The 19417-nt window shown below is 61.9% G+C and carries 16 protein-coding genes and 1 tRNA gene; 7 read left to right on the top strand and 10 right to left on the bottom strand.

Annotated features, from left to right (window positions below; genetic code table 11):
* Positions 1–74: 74 nt before the first annotated feature.
* From Pan216_RS07550 to Pan216_RS07525, 6 genes are all read right to left on the bottom strand, one after another.
* Positions 75–1079 carry a vWA domain-containing protein gene (locus Pan216_RS07550; RefSeq protein ID WP_419193378.1) on the bottom strand — a complete coding sequence of 335 codons (1005 nt, stop codon included), beginning with the start codon at positions 1077–1079 and terminating at the stop codon, positions 75–77.
* Positions 1080–1360: 281 nt separating this feature from the next.
* The gene (locus tag Pan216_RS07545) at positions 1361–2413 is read right to left on the bottom strand and encodes a vWA domain-containing protein (protein ID WP_145257010.1); all 1053 of its coding nucleotides are present in this window, start codon (positions 2411–2413) and stop codon (positions 1361–1363) included.
* The gene (locus Pan216_RS07540; protein WP_145257007.1) at positions 2410–3405 is read right to left on the bottom strand and encodes a hypothetical protein; all 996 of its coding nucleotides are present in this window, start codon (positions 3403–3405) and stop codon (positions 2410–2412) included. The genes Pan216_RS07545 and Pan216_RS07540 overlap by 4 nt, the downstream gene beginning before the upstream one ends.
* Positions 3406–3475: 70 nt before the next feature.
* Positions 3476–4372, bottom strand: a complete 897-nt coding sequence (locus tag Pan216_RS07535; protein ID WP_419193377.1) for a DUF58 domain-containing protein — start codon at positions 4370–4372, stop codon at positions 3476–3478.
* 349 nt (positions 4373–4721) lie between these two features.
* Positions 4722–5711 carry an AAA family ATPase gene (locus Pan216_RS07530; RefSeq protein ID WP_145257001.1) on the bottom strand — a complete coding sequence of 330 codons (990 nt, stop codon included), beginning with the start codon at positions 5709–5711 and terminating at the stop codon, positions 4722–4724.
* A 1110-nt stretch (positions 5712–6821) separates the two neighbouring features.
* A complete protein-coding gene (locus tag Pan216_RS07525) occupies positions 6822–7970 on the bottom strand; it encodes a 3-keto-disaccharide hydrolase (RefSeq protein ID WP_419193376.1) in 1149 nt (382 codons plus the stop codon).
* Positions 7971–8398: 428 nt separating this feature from the next.
* On the opposite strand from Pan216_RS07525, the gene Pan216_RS07520 reads away from it, so the two are divergent.
* From Pan216_RS07520 to Pan216_RS07510, 3 genes are all read left to right on the top strand, one after another.
* The gene (locus Pan216_RS07520) at positions 8399–9013 is read left to right on the top strand and encodes an RNA polymerase sigma factor (protein WP_145256996.1); all 615 of its coding nucleotides are present in this window, start codon (positions 8399–8401) and stop codon (positions 9011–9013) included.
* Positions 9010–9861 carry a PDZ domain-containing protein gene (locus Pan216_RS07515; protein ID WP_145256994.1) on the top strand — a complete coding sequence of 284 codons (852 nt, stop codon included), beginning with the start codon at positions 9010–9012 and terminating at the stop codon, positions 9859–9861. The genes Pan216_RS07520 and Pan216_RS07515 overlap by 4 nt, the downstream gene beginning before the upstream one ends.
* A 114-nt stretch (positions 9862–9975) precedes the next feature.
* Positions 9976–10914 (top strand): PDZ domain-containing protein, encoded by a 939-nt coding sequence (locus tag Pan216_RS07510; protein WP_145256991.1) that lies wholly within the window; start codon positions 9976–9978, stop codon positions 10912–10914.
* A 105-nt stretch (positions 10915–11019) separates the two neighbouring features.
* On the opposite strand, the gene Pan216_RS07505 is transcribed toward Pan216_RS07510, so the two are convergent.
* Together Pan216_RS07505 and Pan216_RS07500 are read right to left on the bottom strand one after the other, a co-directional pair.
* On the bottom strand, positions 11020–12174 hold the full coding sequence (locus tag Pan216_RS07505; RefSeq protein WP_145256988.1) for a peroxiredoxin family protein: 1155 nt from the start codon (positions 12172–12174) through the stop codon (positions 11020–11022).
* Between the two features lie 108 nt (positions 12175–12282).
* Positions 12283–14283: an NAD(+) synthase gene (locus tag Pan216_RS07500; RefSeq protein ID WP_145256985.1), complete on the bottom strand. Its 2001-nt coding sequence runs from the start codon at positions 14281–14283 to the stop codon at positions 12283–12285.
* A 70-nt stretch (positions 14284–14353) separates the two neighbouring features.
* Between Pan216_RS07500 and Pan216_RS07495 the strand changes: the two genes are divergently transcribed.
* The 4 genes from Pan216_RS07495 (at position 14354) to Pan216_RS07480 (ending at position 15948) form a co-directional block, all read left to right on the top strand.
* Positions 14354–14935: an HD domain-containing protein gene (locus Pan216_RS07495; RefSeq protein WP_145256982.1), complete on the top strand. Its 582-nt coding sequence runs from the start codon at positions 14354–14356 to the stop codon at positions 14933–14935.
* Between the two features lie 262 nt (positions 14936–15197).
* A complete protein-coding gene (locus tag Pan216_RS07490; protein ID WP_145256979.1) occupies positions 15198–15419 on the top strand; it encodes a Sec-independent protein translocase subunit TatA/TatB in 222 nt (73 codons plus the stop codon).
* A 94-nt stretch (positions 15420–15513) separates the two neighbouring features.
* The gene (tatA, locus tag Pan216_RS07485; RefSeq protein WP_419193375.1) at positions 15514–15795 is read left to right on the top strand and encodes a twin-arginine translocase TatA/TatE family subunit; all 282 of its coding nucleotides are present in this window, start codon (positions 15514–15516) and stop codon (positions 15793–15795) included.
* Positions 15796–15875: 80 nt separating this feature from the next.
* Positions 15876–15948: transfer RNA gene (locus tag Pan216_RS07480), tRNA-Val, on the top strand.
* Between the two features lie 326 nt (positions 15949–16274).
* On the opposite strand, the gene Pan216_RS07475 is transcribed toward Pan216_RS07480, so the two are convergent.
* Both Pan216_RS07475 and Pan216_RS07470 read right to left on the bottom strand, forming a co-directional pair.
* The gene (locus tag Pan216_RS07475; protein ID WP_145256976.1) at positions 16275–16703 is read right to left on the bottom strand and encodes a hypothetical protein; all 429 of its coding nucleotides are present in this window, start codon (positions 16701–16703) and stop codon (positions 16275–16277) included.
* 774 nt (positions 16704–17477) lie between these two features.
* Positions 17478–19376 carry a bifunctional serine/threonine-protein kinase/formylglycine-generating enzyme family protein gene (locus Pan216_RS07470; protein ID WP_145256973.1) on the bottom strand — a complete coding sequence of 633 codons (1899 nt, stop codon included), beginning with the start codon at positions 19374–19376 and terminating at the stop codon, positions 17478–17480.
* Positions 19377–19417 lie beyond the last annotated feature (41 nt).

Genomic DNA, 19417 nt, shown 5'->3' with positions numbered 1-19417 from the left:
CATCTCGCGAAAGTAATGTCGTGACCGATAGTCCGCCGAGTCGGCCCTCACGCTTGCTTCTCGGCGTTCGCTCATCATCTCCCCGTCGGGTAACTCGCCAGCAACACGTCGAACAGCAGGAACATCACCCCTAGTGCGAGGAAGAGGGGGAACTGTTCGCGGTAGCGCTTCTCGTAGCTCGAGTCGATATCGCCGCGGGTCAGCCCCTCGAGGTGCTGTTCGTAGACCCGGCCGAGATCGTAGGCCTGCGTCTTCGCGGGAATGTACTCGCCCCCGGTGGCGCTGGCGATCTCCTCCAAGAGCGGCTCGTCCATCTTCGACCAGACCTGCTGTCCGCCATGGGTCAGGAAGCCGCGCGCCCCGCGATCGCTCGCCAAGGGAATGCGGGCTCCCTCGACCGGATCACCCAGGCCGACGGTAAAGATCGTCACGTCGCGTTCGGCGGCGATCTCCGCCGCGGCCAGCGGAAAGGACTCGTGGTCCTCACCATCGGTGATCAGGACGATCGCCTGGTCGCGATCTCCTCGCGGCGGCATCGACGCCAAGGCCTGCCGAATCGCGTCGCCGATCAAGCTACCACCACGCGGGGCGCTGTCGGGGTCGACCTGATCGAGCTCTTGCCGGATGAAGTTGTGATCGGTGGTCAACGGAACGCTCACGATGGGCTTGCCCGCGAAGACGATCAGCCCGACGCGATCGCCGGGAATGACATCGAGGAGGTCCTTGATGTCGAGCTTGGCTCGCTCGAGCCGGGTGGGCCGGACATCCTGGGCGAGCATCGACTTGGAGACGTCGAGCAAGACGAAGAGGTCGACTCCCTTTCGGGCGACGTATTCGTACTTCTCGCCGAAGCGTGGCCGGGCGGCGGCGACAATCAGGCAGCCGAGCCCAAGCACGATCGCGGTCCCCTTCAACCACGCCCGCGCCGTGTCGATCCGCGGCACGAGTCGGTCGGCCATCGCTTCGCTCATGAAGCGGTGGGCGGCCATGAGCCGCCGACGATGCGAGCGGTAGAGCAAATAGCCGACGACGGGCAGGAGCCAGAGGAGAAACAGAAATCCAGGGGCACCCCATTGCATAGTCGTTCTCGCATTCCAGAAAGCTGGTCGACGGTTCCTAAAAGCCCCGAAGGGCGGCGTCCCTCGATGGCCTCCGCTCAGGTATCGAGGATCATCGAAGGACGCCGTTCGTCGCCGCGAAGGCGTATCCTGAGTCCCCACCGGGGGCATCTCTCGCATGCCCACGCTTGCGTGGTCATGGCACCCAGAACTGTGGTCATGGCACCCGGAGGCACTTGAGTTCCGCGATTCACCTACAGTGTTGTTACGTTCTCGTCCGCATCATCGATGGCTCGCTTCCCCTACGGCAGGGTGCGGAAGCGCGTCGCCGAGAGGAACACCTCAAGCAGGATCAGCACCAGGCCGGGATACAACAGGTACGCGAAGAGTTCGCGGTACTTCGTGTAGAGCCGTCCCTCCGACTTGGTCTTCTCCAGTTGATTGATCTCGGCGTAGATCTCCTCGAGCGACTGGCGATCGCCGGCGCTGAAGTACTTACCGCCAGTCATCTCGGCCAGGTTGACGAGCGTCTGCTCATCGAGCTCCAAGTAGCGTTGGACGATCCGCTTGCCGCCGTAGGTATCCTCTTCAATCGGAACCGGGCCGGTCGAACCGACGCCGATCGTGTAGATCTTCACCCCCAGTTGCTTGGCCGCCTCGGCCGCCTCCTCGGGGGAGATCACGCCGGCGTTGCTCTCGCCATCGGAGAGCAGAATGATGACCTTGCTTTTGCCGTCGACGTCCTTGATGCGGTCGACCGCGACCGCCAACGCGTCGCCGATCGCCGTGGAGAGTTCTTCCTCGAGCAGCGACTGGTTGATGATGTTGCCGCGCGAGTCGTAGATCGGTTCGGGGATCTGGACCGTCTTGAGAATCTCCAAGAGGGCCGGGTGATCGAGCGTCAGCGGGCATAAACTACTCGCGTAGCCGCCAAAGGCGACGAGGCCGATCTTGTCATCGTCGCGACCCTTGACGAAGTCACGGAAGACCTTTTTGACGACCTCGAGCCGCGTGGTCGGCGTGCCGTTAATCTCGAAGTCGAGCGCTTTCATCGAGCCCGACTTGTCGAGGCACATCTCGATCGCGATCCCTTCGGTCTGGACGCGAAACTCCTCCTCGCCCTGCTGCGGCTGGGCCAACGCGACAATCACCAGCCCCAAGCCGGCGTAGCGGAGCCACGGGACATAGCCTTTGAGACGCTGGGCCAGCGTCACCGGGACGTGACGGACCAAATCGACGCTCGAAAAGAGGACCGCCGATCGGTGGCGTCGGCGCCACGTCGACCAGATGGCGACTCCGAGCGGCACCAGCAGGAGCAGGTACCAGGGTTCCGCAAAACGAAAACTCGTGTTCATACGGCGGCCACCTCCTCGGGTCGCGATGAATGATCCAATTCGTCGATGAAATTGCGGGCCCGATCGACGCTCGAGTGAACCGCCTCCTCACCGGGACGATAGCCGGCGAACTTGACGAGGTCCGCCGACTCAAGGAATCGCTGGAGCCGCTCGCGATCGTGCGCCGCGAAGGTCGGATGCGAGGCGATCTCGCGGAGGAACTCCTCGGTCGTCTGCTCGGGAGCGTGGACCGACGAGGTCCGCTCGATGTAGCGACGGACGATGCCGGTCAGCTCGACATAGAAGAGCTTGACGTCCTCTTGATCGAGCTCCGAATGTAGCAGGTGATCGAGCTCCGCAAGGGCGATCTGTTTTGGCGTCAGGACAATCTCTTCCCGCTTCTCTTGCTGATTGGAGTACCAGAGGTATCCTCCCAAGCCCGCGCCGGCGAGGACGACAACGACCGCGGCCATCGTGACCCAGAGCCAAATGGCCGGAATCTCGACCGGTCCCGCCGCGGCGTTGACGTCCGAAAGCGACGCGTCGGCCGGCACGTTGGAAACGATCTCGGCGGTGAGCCGCTTGGCGCTCAGGTAGCTCTCTTCGCCGTTCTGTTCGAAGGTCACCCCGATCGGGGGAAGCCGAAAGCGACCCACTTCGGTCGGTTCGAGGGTAAGGACTTCCTCGGTGACGTTGCGTTCGCCCTCCATCCGGGGCAACTGCTGGTCGACCCTGGTGATGTTGAGCGGCCCCAGGGCGTTTCCGAACTCGGGGGGAACGACCTTCACGCCCGGCTCGGCACTGGCGGTGACGGTGAGCGTCATCCGCTCGGCGAGGGTCGCCTTGGAAGGCTCTAGCTCGACGACGAGCTTGACGGGGCCTTCGTCGACTTCGCTTCGCGCGGCGCTCGGCTGCTCGCTTTCCCCGGGGACGCTCGAGGCGCACCCCGCCGCGAGGACTCCCGCGGCAAGCAGGGCGAGCAAGAGCGGCACTCGATCGACTCGACGCATCATTGGTGGCATCGTCCGTTCTTTCCTGTTGTCCCTGTTCCCAAATACGATATCCGGCCCCGACGCGTGGGCGCTAGCGGAAGCGTCGCTCGCGCATCTCGAAGAAACGCCGGATCCCCTTGGCGTAGTCCGCGTCGGTCCGCACGGGAAGCTGATCGACCGAGGCGCGTTTGAAGAGCTGATCGAACGAGTTGGCCCGCTCGCGCGCCTGCTCGGCGAAGAGCCGGCGGACCTCCGGGTGACTGGTGTCGACTTCCATCACCTCGCCGGTCTCGGCATCGCGAAGCGTGACGAAACCGACGTCGGGCAACGATTCCTCGCGCGGGTCGTTGACGTTGATCGTGATCAAGTCGTGCCGGCGATTGGTGACCGCGAGCGCGGTCTTGAGCTTCGCCGGATCCTGGCCGAGAAAGTCACTGAGCAGAAAGACGATCGCGCGCCGCCGATGGACGCCGTTGATGAAGTCGAGCGCCTCTTTGACGTTGGTCTCCTTGGCGACCGGCCGAACCGAGACGAGTTCGCGAATCAACCGTAGCAAGTTCGCTTTGCCCTTCCGCGCGGGGAAGTACGAGTGGACCTCGTCGGCAAAGAGCCCGAGCCCGACCTTGTCGTTGTTCTTCAGCGCCGAGAACATCAACATCGCGACGACTTCGATTACCATATCGAGCTTCGAACGCTCGAGCGATCCGAAGGCCCCCGACGCGGAGACGTCGACCAGGAAGAGCACCGTCAGCTCGCGCTCCTCGATGAATTGCTTGATGAAGGGATGCCCGGCTCGGGCGGTGACGTTCCAGTCGATCGAACGGACGTCGTCGCCGGGTTGGTACTCGCGAACGCGATCGAACTCCATCCCCTGGCCGCGGAAGACACTGTGGTAGTGCCCCGCCATCAGGTCGTTGACCTTGCGGTTGGCGATGATCTGGATTCGCTCGACGCGTTTGAGGATGTCGACAACACTTTGTTCGATCACGATGAGGATACTCCCCTTCGAAGAGACTCGCTTCTTGTTGGAGCGAGGCGTCCGCGACGGTGTGACCGCAAGCGCGGAGCCTTTGATGACACCCAAGATCGGCTCGAGTGTGGCCATCCGGTGGGGCGGGCGCCTACTTGCGGGGCGGCGCCCGGTCCCACCGAACGACTCGAAACGGTTGCCGCGTTGCCAGCTCGTTGATCTATTCGATGCCGGCCGCGAACGGCTCTCTTGACCAGTCTCGGCGTTGGAAAACCTCGACGAATCGACGGATTCGCCTGCGATTTTCCTCTTTGATCTTGGCCAACATGGCTCGTTCTCGCCTCGGCCCGCTTAGATCAACGGACTGTTACGGCACGGGAACCTTGGCGAGGATCGACTTGATGACGTCGTCCGACGAAGTCCGTTCCGCCTCGGCCTCGTACGTGAGCAGGACGCGATGCCGCAAGACGTCCAGCGCGATGTCCTTGACGTCCTGCGGGGTGACGTAGCCGCGCCCCTGTAGGAAGGCGATCGCCCGCGCCCCCATCCCGAGGAAAATCGTCGCCCGGGGGGAGGCTCCAAAATCGATCAGCGGCACGACATCGTTGATGCCGAACGCCTTCGGTTCGCGGGTCGCGCGCACGACGTTGAGGATGTAGTCGCGCACCTGGTCGTCGATGTAGATCATCTTGACGGTGTCTTGCATCGCGAAGATCTCCTCGGGCGTGATGACCGAGTTGATCTGGGCTCCGCCGCCGTCGAGCGCCATGTCGAGGACGCGTCGCTCTTCATCCTGCTTCGGATAGGAGAGGACGACCTTGAGCATGAAACGGTCGACTTGAGCTTCGGGCAGCGGATAAGTTCCTTCCTGCTCGATGGGATTCTGCGTCGCCATGACGAGAAAGAGCCGATCGAGAGGGAAAGTCTCGTCGCCGATGGTGACTTGGCGTTCCTGCATCGCTTCGAGCAGGGCCGACTGCACCTTCGAGGGAGCCCGGTTGATTTCGTCCGCGAGGATGAAGTTCGCGAAAACGGGGCCTTTTCGTTTGGTGAACTCCCCCGACGCCGGGTTGTAGACCAGCGTACCGACCAAGTCGGCAGGCAGCAGGTCCGGGGTGAACTGGATGCGCTGAAAATGAGCGTTGATCGCATCGGAAAGCGATTTGATCGTCAACGTCTTCGCAAGCCCGGGAACGCCTTCGAGAAGTACGTGTCCGTTGGCGAGCATCGCGACCATCAGTCGGGAGACCATCTCCTCTTGACCGACGATCACCTTGTGAAGTTCACTCTTTAGCCGATGGACCGATTCGGCTCGTTCCGCAACGCGATCTTTGATCTGCTGAACATCTACATGCATCGATCAGGCCTCCTTTCGTCTTCCCGTCTCTACGGCGCACGAGGCTCGAACCGTTGGCCGACTGTGGAAAAAATGGGAAGGTTTTCGCGCGTCAGGTGGTGCGTCGACCGAAAGACCCTCCCCCCAAGGCGCTATCTATCAAAGCGGAGCCGGGAGGGTCAAGATTCTTTCGTGGAAGGGAGTCGTGGAGGTAACCTCGCCGGGCGTGCGACCGTTCGCCCGAGACTTCTTGCGGCTGCGCCGCACCGGTAGCGAAGCAACCGGTGCTAGCCAGGAAGCGGTAGCGAAGCAACCGGTGCTAGCCAGGAAGCGGTAGCGAAGCAACCGGTGCTAGCCAGGAGGCGGGGGCGAAGCAACCGGTGCTAGCGGGGAAGCGGGGGCGGACTGGGCCGACGAAGTCGGTCGGAGGTCTCGAGGGAAACATCGCCGACGAGCGACGACATTCACCGGGACATTCCGCGACCACGAGCTGGTCGGGATTTGGCCCGTTCGCCCGAGACTTCTTGCGGCTGCGCCGCACCGGTAGCGAAGCAACCGGTGCTAGCCAGGAAGCGGGGGCGAAGCAACCGGTGCTAGCCAGGAGGCGGGAGCGAAGCAACCGGTGCTAGCGGGGAAGCGGGGGCGGACTGGGCCGACGAAGTCGGTCGGAGGTCTCGAGGGAAACATCGTCGACGAGCGACGACATTCACCGGGACATTCCGCGACCACGAGCTGGTCGGGATTTGGCCCGTTCGCCCGAGACTTCTTGCGGCTGCGCCGCACCGGTAGCGAAGCAACCGGTGCTAGCCAGGAAGCGGTAGCGAAGCAACCGGTGCTAGCCAGGAGGCGGGGGCGAAGCAACCGGTGCTAGCGGGGAAGCCAAACGGGTAGCCGCGTTGCGGCTTCTCGGATCCACCGTTGAAGAAGACCCCCTCTATCTCCCCCTTGGACAAGGGGGAGCATCAAGACGGACTCCCCCTTGGACAAGGGGGAGCATCAAGACGGACTCCCCCTTGGACAAGGGGGAGCATCAAGACGGACTCCGCCTCGGACAAAGGGGAGCATTAGGACGGACTCCCCTTGGACAAGGGGGACCGCTCCTATCCCTGAATGTGTCGCCCCCATTCCCGTCTACTTCGCGATCGGGATCGGCGCGATGCGGAGGGAACGGAAGTCAATGTCGGTGGTCGGATCGTGACACTGGAGACTGATCGTCCCGGCACTGCCCGAATATCCGAGCCTCGGGTTGGCATTCTCCGGACGAGGATCGGTCCAACTGGAGACCTGCTGCCCCTCGACCCAAACCCCGACGTATCGGCCGTGGGCGAGGACCGTCATCGTGACGAACGTCATGTCGTCGCCAACCACCCGACGCGTCGGGACACGCCGATAAATCCCGCCGGTTCCGTAGTCGACCGGCTTGGTGCGATCGTCCCCTTCCCACTGATGGCGGATCTGGGCCTCGTAGCCGATCGCGGGGATCTTGGGCTGATTGCGGAAAAAGACGCCCGAGTTGAGATGCTTGCCGTTGGTCCGCACATCAAGCTGCAACAGGAAGTTGTCGTGCAGCGTCACCGTTTCGAGATAGCCTCGTCCCCCTTTGGTCACGCCGTCGATCGGGGGAACATCGGTGTGCAGCAGTCCATCCTTGACAAGCCAACGCTGGGCGAGGAGTCGCTCGCCCTTCGGGCTAGGCTGCTCAACCTTGCGCCACCCGGTCAGGTCCTTGCCGTTGAAGAGCGAGGTCATGTCGACCGGCTTGAGCTTGATGTCGCGAAAAGAGGCTCCCTTTTTCCCGCTGAGCACCAATCGCCACGCCGCGGGCGTGGTGGCGACGTCCATCGACTTCTTGCCGACGGCGACCTTCGACGGCCCGCCTCCGGCCTGAATCGCGATGGTTTGCCATTCCTTGCGGCTGTCGAACTCGATGCGCAGCCCCTTGGCCATCCCCTCCTCGGTCGGGGAATCGAGAACGTTCCAGAGAAAGACCTCGCCGCGTCCTTTCACATCGAGGGACAACTGGGCCTTGGCGAAGGTGGGCCGATTGACCAAGGGGGCCCCCCCGCCGGTCCGGAGCGCCCCGTCGACGACGGTCAAATCGCCGGCACTGCCACTTTCCCAACCGAAGGTCGTCTTGCCGTCAAAGAGCAGAATCCAGCCATCGCGAATCTCCTGTTCGCTGAAGGCTGGGCCGGTCGCCTCCCCCTTTGATTGAGCCCAGGCCCAATTGGTCTCGCAAATTGCGACGGAAAACGCGACAAACAACAACACGACACGCATGAAAGAACTCCGTGTAACCAACATCCGACGAGGTGTAACCGACGATATCCACGCGAGGGACCAATGTCAGCGAAAAACCGTAACACAAGGCTTCGCCGGACATTTGCGTCATTCTCCGCAATAATGGCTTGGAGAGGACTGATCGTTCCGTTCCAGTCGACTCTCCCCGTGTGGGGATGACCTTGGGTCTGCCGCCCGAGAGCGTCCGGGCGCCAGCGAAGGCGATTCGGGCGGAGCGGCTGGGCCGACCGAACGCGAGTCGGGGGTGGAAAGATCCAAGGAATGTCCGAGGCAAGCCGCGCCAACGCGAGTGAGAGAACGATTTCCAACAGTCACCGGCGAGGACTACTGTCGCATATGAGTCGAGGAAAAAGGTTCCAACAGTGTCTTGACCGATTCCGTACCTGTTATGGGCGGGAGGTAGTCCAATGTCGGACCTGAGTGGGTCGAGCGTCATCATGCCGGAGCAAGAGGTGTCCGAAGTCACGGACAACGACCTCATTACGGACGTGATGGACGGCGACCAGGACGCCTACGCCGAGTTGGTACACCGCTACGAGAAGAAGCTCGCACGGACGATCTACCGGATGGTGGGGAGTGTCGAGACGGCGGAAGATCTGACGCAAGACACCTTTCTGAAGGCGTACGGGAGGCTCGATCGCTTCGACAATTCGAAACGATTCAGCCCCTGGCTCTTTCAGATCGGCGTCAACACGGCGATCGACTGGCTGCGGCGCAACCGCAAGCGGTCGCATTACAGCCTGCAGGAAATGTCGGGTGGTGAGGGGACGTTCGACGTCGCCGACGCCGATCCGCAACCGAAATACGATCTTTCGCAGGAGGTTCACTTTGTCCTCCATCAAATTCCGGTGCAGTATCGTACAGTCCTGATGTTGCGAGACTTAGAAGGCTTTCCCTGCTCGGAGGTTGCGGCAATCCTCCAGCGACGGGAACCAACCATCCGTTGGCGTCTACTGAAGGCGCGTGAGATGTTTCGTGAGCTCTGGGAACGCCGCGAAAAGGAATCGGGAGAGTCAACATGAGCAACGAGAGTCGAGTTCCCGACGCGATCCGTCAACTCGTCCCACTACGAGGATCGGGAGATTTGACGGCCGACGAGAACGCGCTCGTGGATCAGTTCGCCGCTTCACACGACGAGTGTCAAGCGGAACTCGAAGCGCACGCTCGCTGTCTGGATATCCTCCAGCAAGCGGCCGCGGACCCATGCCCCACTGACGATCGTCCCTCCCTCTGGGACAAGATCCAACCGGAACTGAAGCGGAAGCCGGTCGTCCGGTATCCCTCGAAGTTCGGCTGGATCTCCACCAACACCATCGGCACGGCGGTCGCCTGTTCGCTGGTCCTGACCTTTGGGGTCCTCGCGACGACACCGCCGGGAGAGGTTCCGCTCTCCGCGGGTGGCAACTCGCAACCGGCCGGCGACAGCTTTGTCGACTTCAACAGAAACATCCAAAACCCGCAGCAACGCACGGTGCAACCGTACATCGGCGTGCATGTCACCGGGTTGACGCCCGCCCTCGCCCGCAAGCTGGGGCTGACCTCCGTGGCGGGCGCCGTCGTCACCGAATTGCTGCCCAAGTCGCCCGCGAGCGAGGTGATGCAGCCGGGAGACGTGATCGTCGGCTTCCACCGTCATCCCGTCTTCTCTCCGGCTCAACTGGGCCAACTGATCGACCAATGTCGCTTCGGCGAAACGGTCCGGATCCAGTTCGTGCGACAGGGCAAACTGATGGAAACGGAACTGAACATCGGCGTTGACGAGGCGAGCCGCATCCGGCCCGCCGTGGACGTCCGCCAGCCGTGGAACCTGGACGGGAATGGCCCCGTCTTCGCCCGCGAGAAGACCTTCCCGCTCTCCACGGCCGTCTAAGCCGAACGACCTTTCACCGCTGATCATGTGAATCAATTCGACCGGGGAAGCCGCATCCACCAGGATGAGCTCCCCCGGAGAGTAGACGTTGTGTCCACTCGGAGGAAATCCGCCATGCTCAAGAAGACGTTTCTTCTGCTCGCCGCCGGTGCCCTGATGATCCCGGCCGGCATCTACCCCGCCACCGCCCTCGCCGCGGCAAAGGCTCGCCGTTTCCTCGGCATCGGTGGCAATGACGCCGCGGTCGGGTCGGAGCGCCAAGGGGTCTTCGTCAGCCGAGTAGCCCCCGACAGTCCCGCCGAGAAGGCCGGACTGCTTCCAGGAGACATCATCACCGCGGTCGAGGGCACGCCCATCGCCAATTTCCGGGAACTGGTCGCGAACCTATCTCAAGTCGACGTCGGAAAGACCGTCAACCTGTCGATCTGGCGCGGTGGGCAAGAGATGAAAGTGGCGGCCACGCTCGCCGCGATGCCCGAGGGATTGAGTCAGCCCGACGCCCGACTCGCTCCGCAAGCTCAAGGTTGGCCGCTGGGCGGACAGGCCTTCAGTGTTCCCGCCGTCGAGCCCCGTCCGATGATCGGCGTGCAACTCCAAGACCTCTCCGACGCCTTGCGAAAACGCCTCGGCCTCGAGGATCAAGCGGGGGCCCTGGTCGCCGACGTCATTGCCAACTCCCCCGCGGCGAAAGCGGGGCTCGAGTCTCCTGACCTGATCAGCGGTGTCGATGGAACGCCGGTCACGTCGCCGCAGGAACTTTCCGAAATACTGGCGACGAAAAAGCCCGGCGAGGCGGTCACGCTCGGCATTGTCCGTGACGGCGAGTCGAAAGAAGTGAGCGTGACGCTCGAAGAGATGCGGCTACCGGCTCGGCGGACGATTCCTCCGTCGGCCCCCCAGATGGCACCGGGATTTGGTGCCCCGCTGGGTGGCAACGCGATGCCTTTCACCGTCGTTCCGACTCAGGAACTCAACGCTCTTCGCCAACGCGTCGCCGACTTGGAAAAACAAGTGAAGGACCTTCACCAGCAGCTAGGAAGTGAAGGCAACTGAACCCGAGTGCGGTTCGAGAGAAGAGTCAACCAAACTACCACGCAGTCCCTCCTGCGTCAGCCGGGGCCGTTCCTCCGCATCAACGGCCCCGGCTCTTACCAATTCCTACTTGCGTTTCTCTTCCTCGGTCGCCTTCGCGGTCTTCTCACGAAGCAGCGCCGGAATCTTCTCGGCAAGCTCGTCGCCGTGAATCGCGATGTCGACGACGTTCCCCTTCTTGTCGATCAGGAACATCCTCGGAATCGCCGAGACGCCGTACATCGCGGCGACCGGGTGGGTGTCCAACGTCTTCTGGCCCTTGGAGTAGTAGACCTGGGGCCAGGGGAGTTCCTCGGTCTCGACGAACTCCTCCAGAGCCGAACGATCATCGTCGAGCGAGACGCCGACAATCTCGAAACCCTGGTTGTGATACTTCTCGTAGGCGGCCCGCATGTTGGGGATCTCCGCCAAACAGGGCGGACACCACGTCGCCCAGAAGTCGACGAGAACGACCTTCCCCTTGAGGGAGGAAATGTCGAACGGCTTGCCCGCGAGGGTCTCGCCCTTGAGCTTCATCTGGTGACCAGGCAGGTTGAGGCGGCGGAGGATGCCGGGAATCATCGCGCTAATCGGGGAGTCGGCGAACTTCTGGTCGATCAGTTCGTAAGCCTTCTTGGCCACACCGAGCTTGCCGGTCATCTCCGCGGCGTAGCCGACGTCATTGAGAAGCATGACCGCTTCCGCTTGCTCGGGGAAGTCCTTGACGAACTTCTCGATCGCGGGCAGCGCCTCGGGCGACAAGCCGTAGGGATCGGCGTAGAGGGTCCGAATCGCGATGAAGCTGGACAAGACCGCGACGTGGCTCTTCGGCTGCTCCTTGGTCAACGTGGCCGCAAGTTCGGCTAGCTTCTTCGCGTAGCCGGGCAGCCCCATATTCGCCGCCTGCGAGTAGACGTGAATCTGGTACTCGTAGGCTTCGTCCTTCTGCTCCTTGGTCGCTTTGGGGTTCGTGATCAGCTCGTCAGAGAGGACGGTGATCTTCTCGACGGCTCCCTTAAACGCGTCCTTGATCGCGTCGGGACTCTGCGACGTCGGGTTGATAACGAGGGCCTTGCCGAGATCCTCAAGGAGTTCCTTCGGCGTCTTGGCTTTCTCGGCCTTCTTCTCGTCGGCCTTGGTCGCTTTGGCATCGGCGGCCGACGGATCTTGGGCACAAGCGGGCATCGCGAGCCACATCGCTAGGCCGAAGAGGCCCAGAGGTCGTTTGAACTTCGTCAACACGTCATTACTCCTGAAGGAAATTTTGACTCGGCGCTCGTGGAGAGAATCACCGCTAGAGTCTATGGCAAAAGGGGTTCCGTTGAAAGTGAGTCATCTCACGAGAGATGCTCAGGTGGGCGATTCCTCCGACAACTCCGCAAGCCACGCGGCCGCCTCGGCGTCGCTCGGCATTCGCCAGTCACCACGAGGTGACAGACTGATCGAGCCCACTTTCGGTCCATCGGGTAGGCACGATCGTTTGAACTGAGACTGGAAAAACCGCCGGTAGAAGACGCTCAACCAGCGGCGCAGCTCCTCCTGGGGGTACTCGCGCGAGAAGGTCGCCTCTTGGGCGAGAAACAGGATCTTCGCGGGCCGAAAGCCGAATCGCAGCACATTGTAGAGGAAGAAATCGTGCAGTTCGTAGGGGCCGATCGTCGATTCGGTGCTTTGAATCGCGTCGTTTTCGCCAATCGGTAGCAGTTCCGGCGAAATCTCCGTCTCGGCGACCGACTGGAGCACCTCGCGCGTCTCCCCCTCGAATTCGTTCTCGGCCACCCAGGTGACGAGAAGTCGCACGAGCGTCTTCGGAATGCTCGCGTTGGGGTTGTACATGCTCATGTGGTCGCCGTTGTAGGTGCACCAACCCAGGGCGAGTTCGGAGAGATCACCGGTCCCAAGCACGAACCCTTGGTCCATGAGCAGAAGGGTTCGCGTCCTCGCTTGGACGTTCTCGAAGATCAAGTCGCTGCGGTTGTCGGCCTCGAGCCCCGCGAGCGCCTTCTGGAACTCCTCCACACTCATGCTGCTGGTGTCGATGCCGAAAGGACGGTGCTCCAGCATGCGGAACTGCTGGAGGCAGAGTTCGCGGATGTCGACCAGTTGGCTCGTCACGCCGAGCAGTTCCATAAGCCGTTCGGCGTTGCGCCGCGTTCGTTGACTCGTCCCGAAACCGGGCATCGTTGTCGCGACGATCTCCTTGCGGTCACGTCCGATCAGGTCCGCGGTCCGGACCGCGACCAGCAGCGCGAGGGTCGAATCGAGCCCTCCCGAAATGCCGACGTGAAGCTGGTTCGGGCGAGCGATCTCCCATCGTTTCGCCAACCCGGAGGTCTGCGTGGCGAAGATCTCGCGACACCGCCGGCTTCGGGTCTCGGGGGCGTTGGGAACAAAGGGATGAGCCGGGACAAATCGCCGGAGAGCTCCCGCCGGCCGAGATGGCTCGAGGTGGAATCTCACAGTGCGACAGATCTTCGCGAGCGTGCGATCGGTGAAGGTCGTCATCCGCATTCGGTCGGAAACGAGCCGTTCCACGTCAATATCCGCGCATTTCAGCTCCGATTTTCGCGAAAAACGCTCGCGTTCCGTCAAAAGATGACCATTTTCCGACACAAAACCGTGCCCGCCGAAGACCAAGTCGGTCGTCGACTCGCTCACGCCCGCCGAAGCGTACGCGTACGCGGCCACACATCGGGCGGACTGCCCGACGACCAGATCGCGGCGATACTCCGCCTTGCCCGTGTTTTCACAACTTGCCGACGCGTTGAGCAGGAGAACCGCCCCCGCGAGACTGAGCCGACTGCTCGGCGGGATCGGCACCCAGAGATCCTCACAGATTTCCACACCGATCCGCACCTCGGGATCGCTCTCGGCCTCGAACAGCAAGTCATTGCCGAACGGAACGTTCGCCTCGCCGATGCGGACCTCGGCCGGTTCGCTCCCGTCGGCCGGGTGAAACCACCGCCTCTCGTAGTACTCGCCGTAGTTGGGGATGTACGTCTTGGGCACGATGCCGAGGATCGCCCCATGCTGAATGAGGGCGACGGTGTTGTAGAGCTTGCCATCGACCACCAGCGGCAAGCCGATCGCCCCCAGGAGTCTGGGAAGATCGCGAAAACGTCGAGCGATTCGCGTTAGTGATTCCAGCGAGGCCTCCAGCAACGGTCGCTGCTGAAAGAGATCCGCACACGTGTACCCGGTGAGCCCCAACTCCGGTGAGAGCAGGACGTCGCAGCCCTCCTCGTCCGCCTCGTCCGCCAATTCGATGATCGCGTCGGCGTTCGCGCACGGGTTCCCGACCCGAACTTCGGGCATCGCCAACCCCACGCGAAGGAATCCAAATCGCTCCATGTCAGCTATATTACGTCGGTTCGGTCAACAATCCTATGTGTACTCCCCACGGCCTACTCCCGGAGAAGCGATGCGGTACGGCGAAGCCTTCGACGAAGCGTTCCTCTTTGCCTCCCGGCTGCATCGCGATCAAACGCGAAAGCAGAGCGAAACACCCTATATCACCCATCTTCTCGCGGTCGCCGCTCTTGTTGGGGAAGCCGGGGGGACGGAGACGGAAATCATCGCCGCCCTGCTTCACGATGCCGTCGAGGATCAGGGAGGAGCGCCGATCGCCGCCGAGATCGAGCGGCGCTTTGGCCTCGACGTCGCCCGCATCGTCCTCGCCTGCACCGACACCGATCAGACGCCCAAGCCCCCCTGGCGCGAGCGAAAGGCCGCGTTTCTCGAACGCCTCCGGCAATCGGATCGCTCCGTCGGCTTGGTCGTCGCCGCGGACAAGCTGCACAACGCCCGCTCGACGCTCGAGGAGTTACAAGTAAAGGGAGAGTCGGTCTGGGAAAAGTTCACCACCGGCCGGGAGGGGAGCCTTTGGTACTACCGCGAGGTGATCGACGCGCTGGAGAGTCTGCCGGCCCTACCCCTTCTCCCGCTGCTCGAACAGACCGTCGACGCGCTCGAAGGTTGGCATAAGGAGACCTTGGGGGATTGAGCGGGTTGGACCTGGGAATCACCGCGTTTTTCCGCTTGCCTTGGGGGGAAGCCGGCGCGTACACTTGAAACGATAGGAGATCGAAAGATCTCTCCCCCAGAGGCCGTCGCAACAAGCCAGGCTTCCGATCCACACCTCGGTCGCCTCCATCCTTCCGCGATCCCTCCTGGACGTCCGCGCCCAAAAGAGCTTGGCCGCGTGAGGCGTCACCACTCGACACGAACGTCCATGTTGTATTCCCCCATTCCGGAGGAGAGAGGCGATGTTACCTAGTCTCGGCCCGACCGAATTGATCGTCATTGCCATCGTCGGCATCGTCCTGTTCGGCAAGCGTCTTCCCGAGGTCGGCAAATCGCTCGGCAAAGCGGTCGTCTCGTTCAAGGACGGGCTTCGCGGCATCACCGACGAGATTGACCAGCCGACCCCCGCGACCAGCAAGGTCCGCGAGACCCGCACCGGCGGTTCGGCGCCGCGCTTCGAGTAAGCCGCCGTCACTTGTTTCACCTTGCCGCGCTCATCCATTCCGTCGTATACTGAGTGGGTGAGGCAGGATAAGCTGTCCCCAAGGAACGCAGTACGTGAACGCTGGTATCGACTCACTTTTCGGATTTCTTCCGAACCTCGGACCGACGGAACTGATCGTCATTTTGGTGATCGGCATTATCCTCTTCGGCAAGCGATTGCCCGAAGTCGGGCGTTCGCTGGGCAAGGGGATTGTCGAGTTCAAGAAGGGCCTTCGTGGTGTCGAGGACGAGATTGACGAGTCCTCCTCCTCGCGCAGTGATCGCGCTCGTTCCGACGAACGGGCCGCCGGGGCCTCGTCGCCGAAGTTCGACGTCCCGCCTGACTCCGAGGGCTAGAACCTTCTGGTGACGACGATCGTCACGTCTCGATGACCTTTGTCGCGCCGTTTCGATGGCGCGACGTCGTCATCACCTCCGGGCGGCTAACTCAGTGGTTAGAGTGCCATCTTCACACGGTGGAAGTCACTGGTTCGAATCCAGTGCCGCCCATTTCCTTCGCTTCGCTCCAATGGGCTTTCCGTGCCGCCCATTTCCTTCGCTTTTTTTGCATCGCAGCAGCGACCACTTCGTCGCGCGTCACCCGCAGGGCCGGCCATTGCCTGCCTCTTCCCAAGCAGGGCGGGTCTTGATCCAAATTACTCGAATCCGTCCAGTTCCGTTCGGTTTGCTCGCTCATCTGGGGGCGCGTCGCGTCCAAGAGTTCCTGAGTAGGTTGGCGATTGGCCGATGGTCACGTCTCCCATGACCTCCGGCGGCTGCGCCGCACCGGTAGCGAAGCAACCGGTGCTACCCTGATGAGTGGGGTGGGCATTGACTTACTCGGTGTCGGACGTGTCGGTCATCTTCTTGATCGCACGGTCTCGGAATGCGGCAAACGCTTCCATACTCGCCCGGGTGTTGTTTCCGAGGTCGGCAAAGTCGCCTTCCTGGTTGTCATAAAGCCTCGCACCAAGAGCATCACAGATCTGTTGCAAGATACCTATAGCACCGAGCCCCCCATTGGAACGGACGCCGATGCTGGTCAATGTCGATCCTTCCTCACGGCGGTCAAGGTTGAGCTCAAGCCAGAAATCGTCGCCTACAACGGAGCTTCGGTCGTCCCCATGGTCGCCCTGAGGAATCAGTTGTCGGAGAACTTGAGAGACCTCTTCCTTTGTCCCCAGTGGTGGCACTTCGAAATCGGAAGGCAAGTCTTCAACAGACACCTCCTTGGGCGCACGAAAGATCAGCCCACCCCATGCCATCGTCATTCTCCCTTGGCAAACGGAAGCACAAGTCCATGCATTGAATCACCACTAGTGCATTGGTCCATCTAGCTTTTCGGGTGCCACTGGCTGCTTGTCAGCCAGTGCCAAAGGCAACACCAACTTCAAGTTGGAACAGAGCACTAGCAGTCCGTATTGGTTGGATCTCGCCCACTAGGCTCTTCTCTAGCAGGCGTGTGCCAAGCCCATTCGGGTTCCATTCACTCGCAAAGCCACCCATTCCCACACCCTTCGTTCGCGTTCGCGGCGGTGAACAGGATGGTGGGTCTTGACCGACCCTACTTGGCTTCGCTGTCATCGGAGCACTTGACCCTAAGTCCGCACCATGGACACCGGGCGCGAAACATGACGGTATCCTGCGATTGCCTTCACGAGACTACCACACTCATCAACCCACGAGTCACATCCTAAGACCTCGAAGGGGTGGCGCCATTAGGGAAAACCCTAGCGCGACGAATCGACCGATTCACCTCCATTTCTTCTCCTTGATCTTGGCCAACAGGGCTCGTTCTCGCCTTGGCTCGCTTAAATCAACGGACTGCTAATGTCCTGATTGGTGAGTTCACTACTTTCATCTCGGCCCTCAGATCGAGCGGAGGACTGCCCAGTCATGGGCGTTTCCCGCATGCCCACGGCCAGCGTGGGCATGACAACCAAGAGTCTCTTAGGCAATGAATTGACCAATCAGGACACGAAGAGACTCTTGGGCGATGAATTCACTCACAAGGACACCAGTTGCTCCCCCTGCTCGGCTCACTCGGTCCCGGCGGGGGAGGCGACGCGAAAGCCAAGGTAGAAGAGACGGTAACCTGGCGAGTTCCCGTAGCGATCGGCGCAGCGGCAGTCCCACGCGGAATTGCTCCAACTGCCGCCGCGGTTGACTCGGATCAAGCCCTTGGGCGGCCCCGACGGATCGGAGGTTGGCGAGGCGGTGTAGAACGACTCGCCGTACCAGTCCGCACACCACTCCCAGACGTTGCCGTGCATGTCGTACAAGCCGAAGCCGTTGGCCTTCTTTTGACCAACCGGGTGCGCGTACCCCTCGCCGATCCCCCAGGTGTTGTCGCGGAACCACGCGTACGCACTTAGGTCCGAGGCCGAATCGCCGAACGCGTACTCCGTCGTCGTTCCCCCCCGGCACGCGTACTCCCACTGAGCCTCCGTCGGCAAGCGATAGACTCTCGCATCCCGAGCGCTCAAGCGACGGCAGAACTCCATCGCATCCTCCCAACTCACGTACGTCGCCGGGTAGTCCGCACCTTCGCGGACGTACTCTCCGTACTTCTCCCCCTTCCAAGGTTCCGTCCCCATGACGGCCGTCCACTGACCCTGCGTCACTGCCGTCTTGCCCAAGTAGAAGGGCTGGCTGATATGCACTTGGTGAACTGGTTTTTCTCCATCGGGACCACTGTTCGACCCCATGGAAAAGCTTCCCGCGGGGATCAACGCCAGCTTCATCCCCACCGTGTTCGTGATGACCTCACGCCTGACTTTCATGACCGGGCCGGACACGCCCAAAGGATTGAACAGTGGAGGCTCCCGGTCCGAATCGGCCCCCGGGTTCCAGGGACAATCCCGCGACGAGTCACTTCCATGCTCGAACAGCGGGACCGGCTGGGACGTCGAGGCCAAGCGCGACGCTCGGACGCGTCGGCGTTCCTCACCCGTCTCCTTCGAGGCAAGGAGAAAACTCTCGATGTCGATGTACGGGTGGAGGGCGTCGCGCCCGAGCGTTCGGACGGAGTTCACCTCCTCGTCAGGCGGCTCGGCTCGTTGGTTGGACGCGGGTTGGGCGAGGTGCGGCATGAGCCCCGATTCGTCGTCGATCGCGATTGCTCGCGTCAAGGCCTCGACGAAACTCTCGCAACTCGGCCAGCGGTCCGCCGGTTCCTTGGACAGGGCCCGGGCGATGACGTCCCGTTCCTTCTCCGGCAACGCCGTCAACACCGGATCCTCGGTGAGCGACGCCATGACGTACTGTTGCACGTTCCCTCGAAAGGGGAGCTCGCCGCAGCGAAGTTGATAGTGCATCACCGCGAGCGAGTATTGGTCGCTGGTCGAGGCGATGCTGTAGTGGAAGGTCTCCGGCGGCGTATACCATGGGGTCATCGCGCCGCTGTGGCTACCGGCTCCGCTATGCAAGGCTTTCGCGAGGCCGAAGTCGGCAACCTTGACGGAACCTCCCACCAGAAAGATGTTCTGCGGCTTGATGTCGCGATGTTGAATGCCGATCGTGCGACCGGGTTCGACTTCATGCCGCGACTCGTTTAGGAAATCGAGCGCGATCGCCGATTCCCTCATGTATCGCAACAGTTCCTCACGCGGAATACCGGGCATCTCCGCCGCGAGACATTCCTCGAAGCGATCCGATAGGCTCCGGTCGCACAGGGAGGTCGCGATGATCAAGCGGTCCTCGACGTGAACGGCGAAGTGCATTTCCAACAGATGAGGGTGGCGAATGTTGCGGATGACATTCAGCGCCCGCAACTCCGTCTCGGCCTTCTTGTCCGTGGTACGAATGAACTTGAGGGCGACTTCCACTCCACCGGGAGCCTCGGCTTTCCAGATCTGTCCAAAACCACCCTCTCCCAAGAACGTGAGCAGGCGATAGCCTGGAATCGGTTCGGTGCCGACATCGACGCGAAGCGGCATAGTGTTACTCCATATCGTCCGATGACAGATTCATTTGGAAT

Source organism: Kolteria novifilia, from assembly GCA_007748055.1.
In the GTDB taxonomy this organism is placed as follows: Bacteria; Planctomycetota; Planctomycetia; order Kolteriales; family Kolteriaceae; genus Kolteria; species Kolteria novifilia.
Note: the sequence above shows the minus strand (reverse complement) of the source record. Positions and strands in the feature narration are given on the sequence as shown.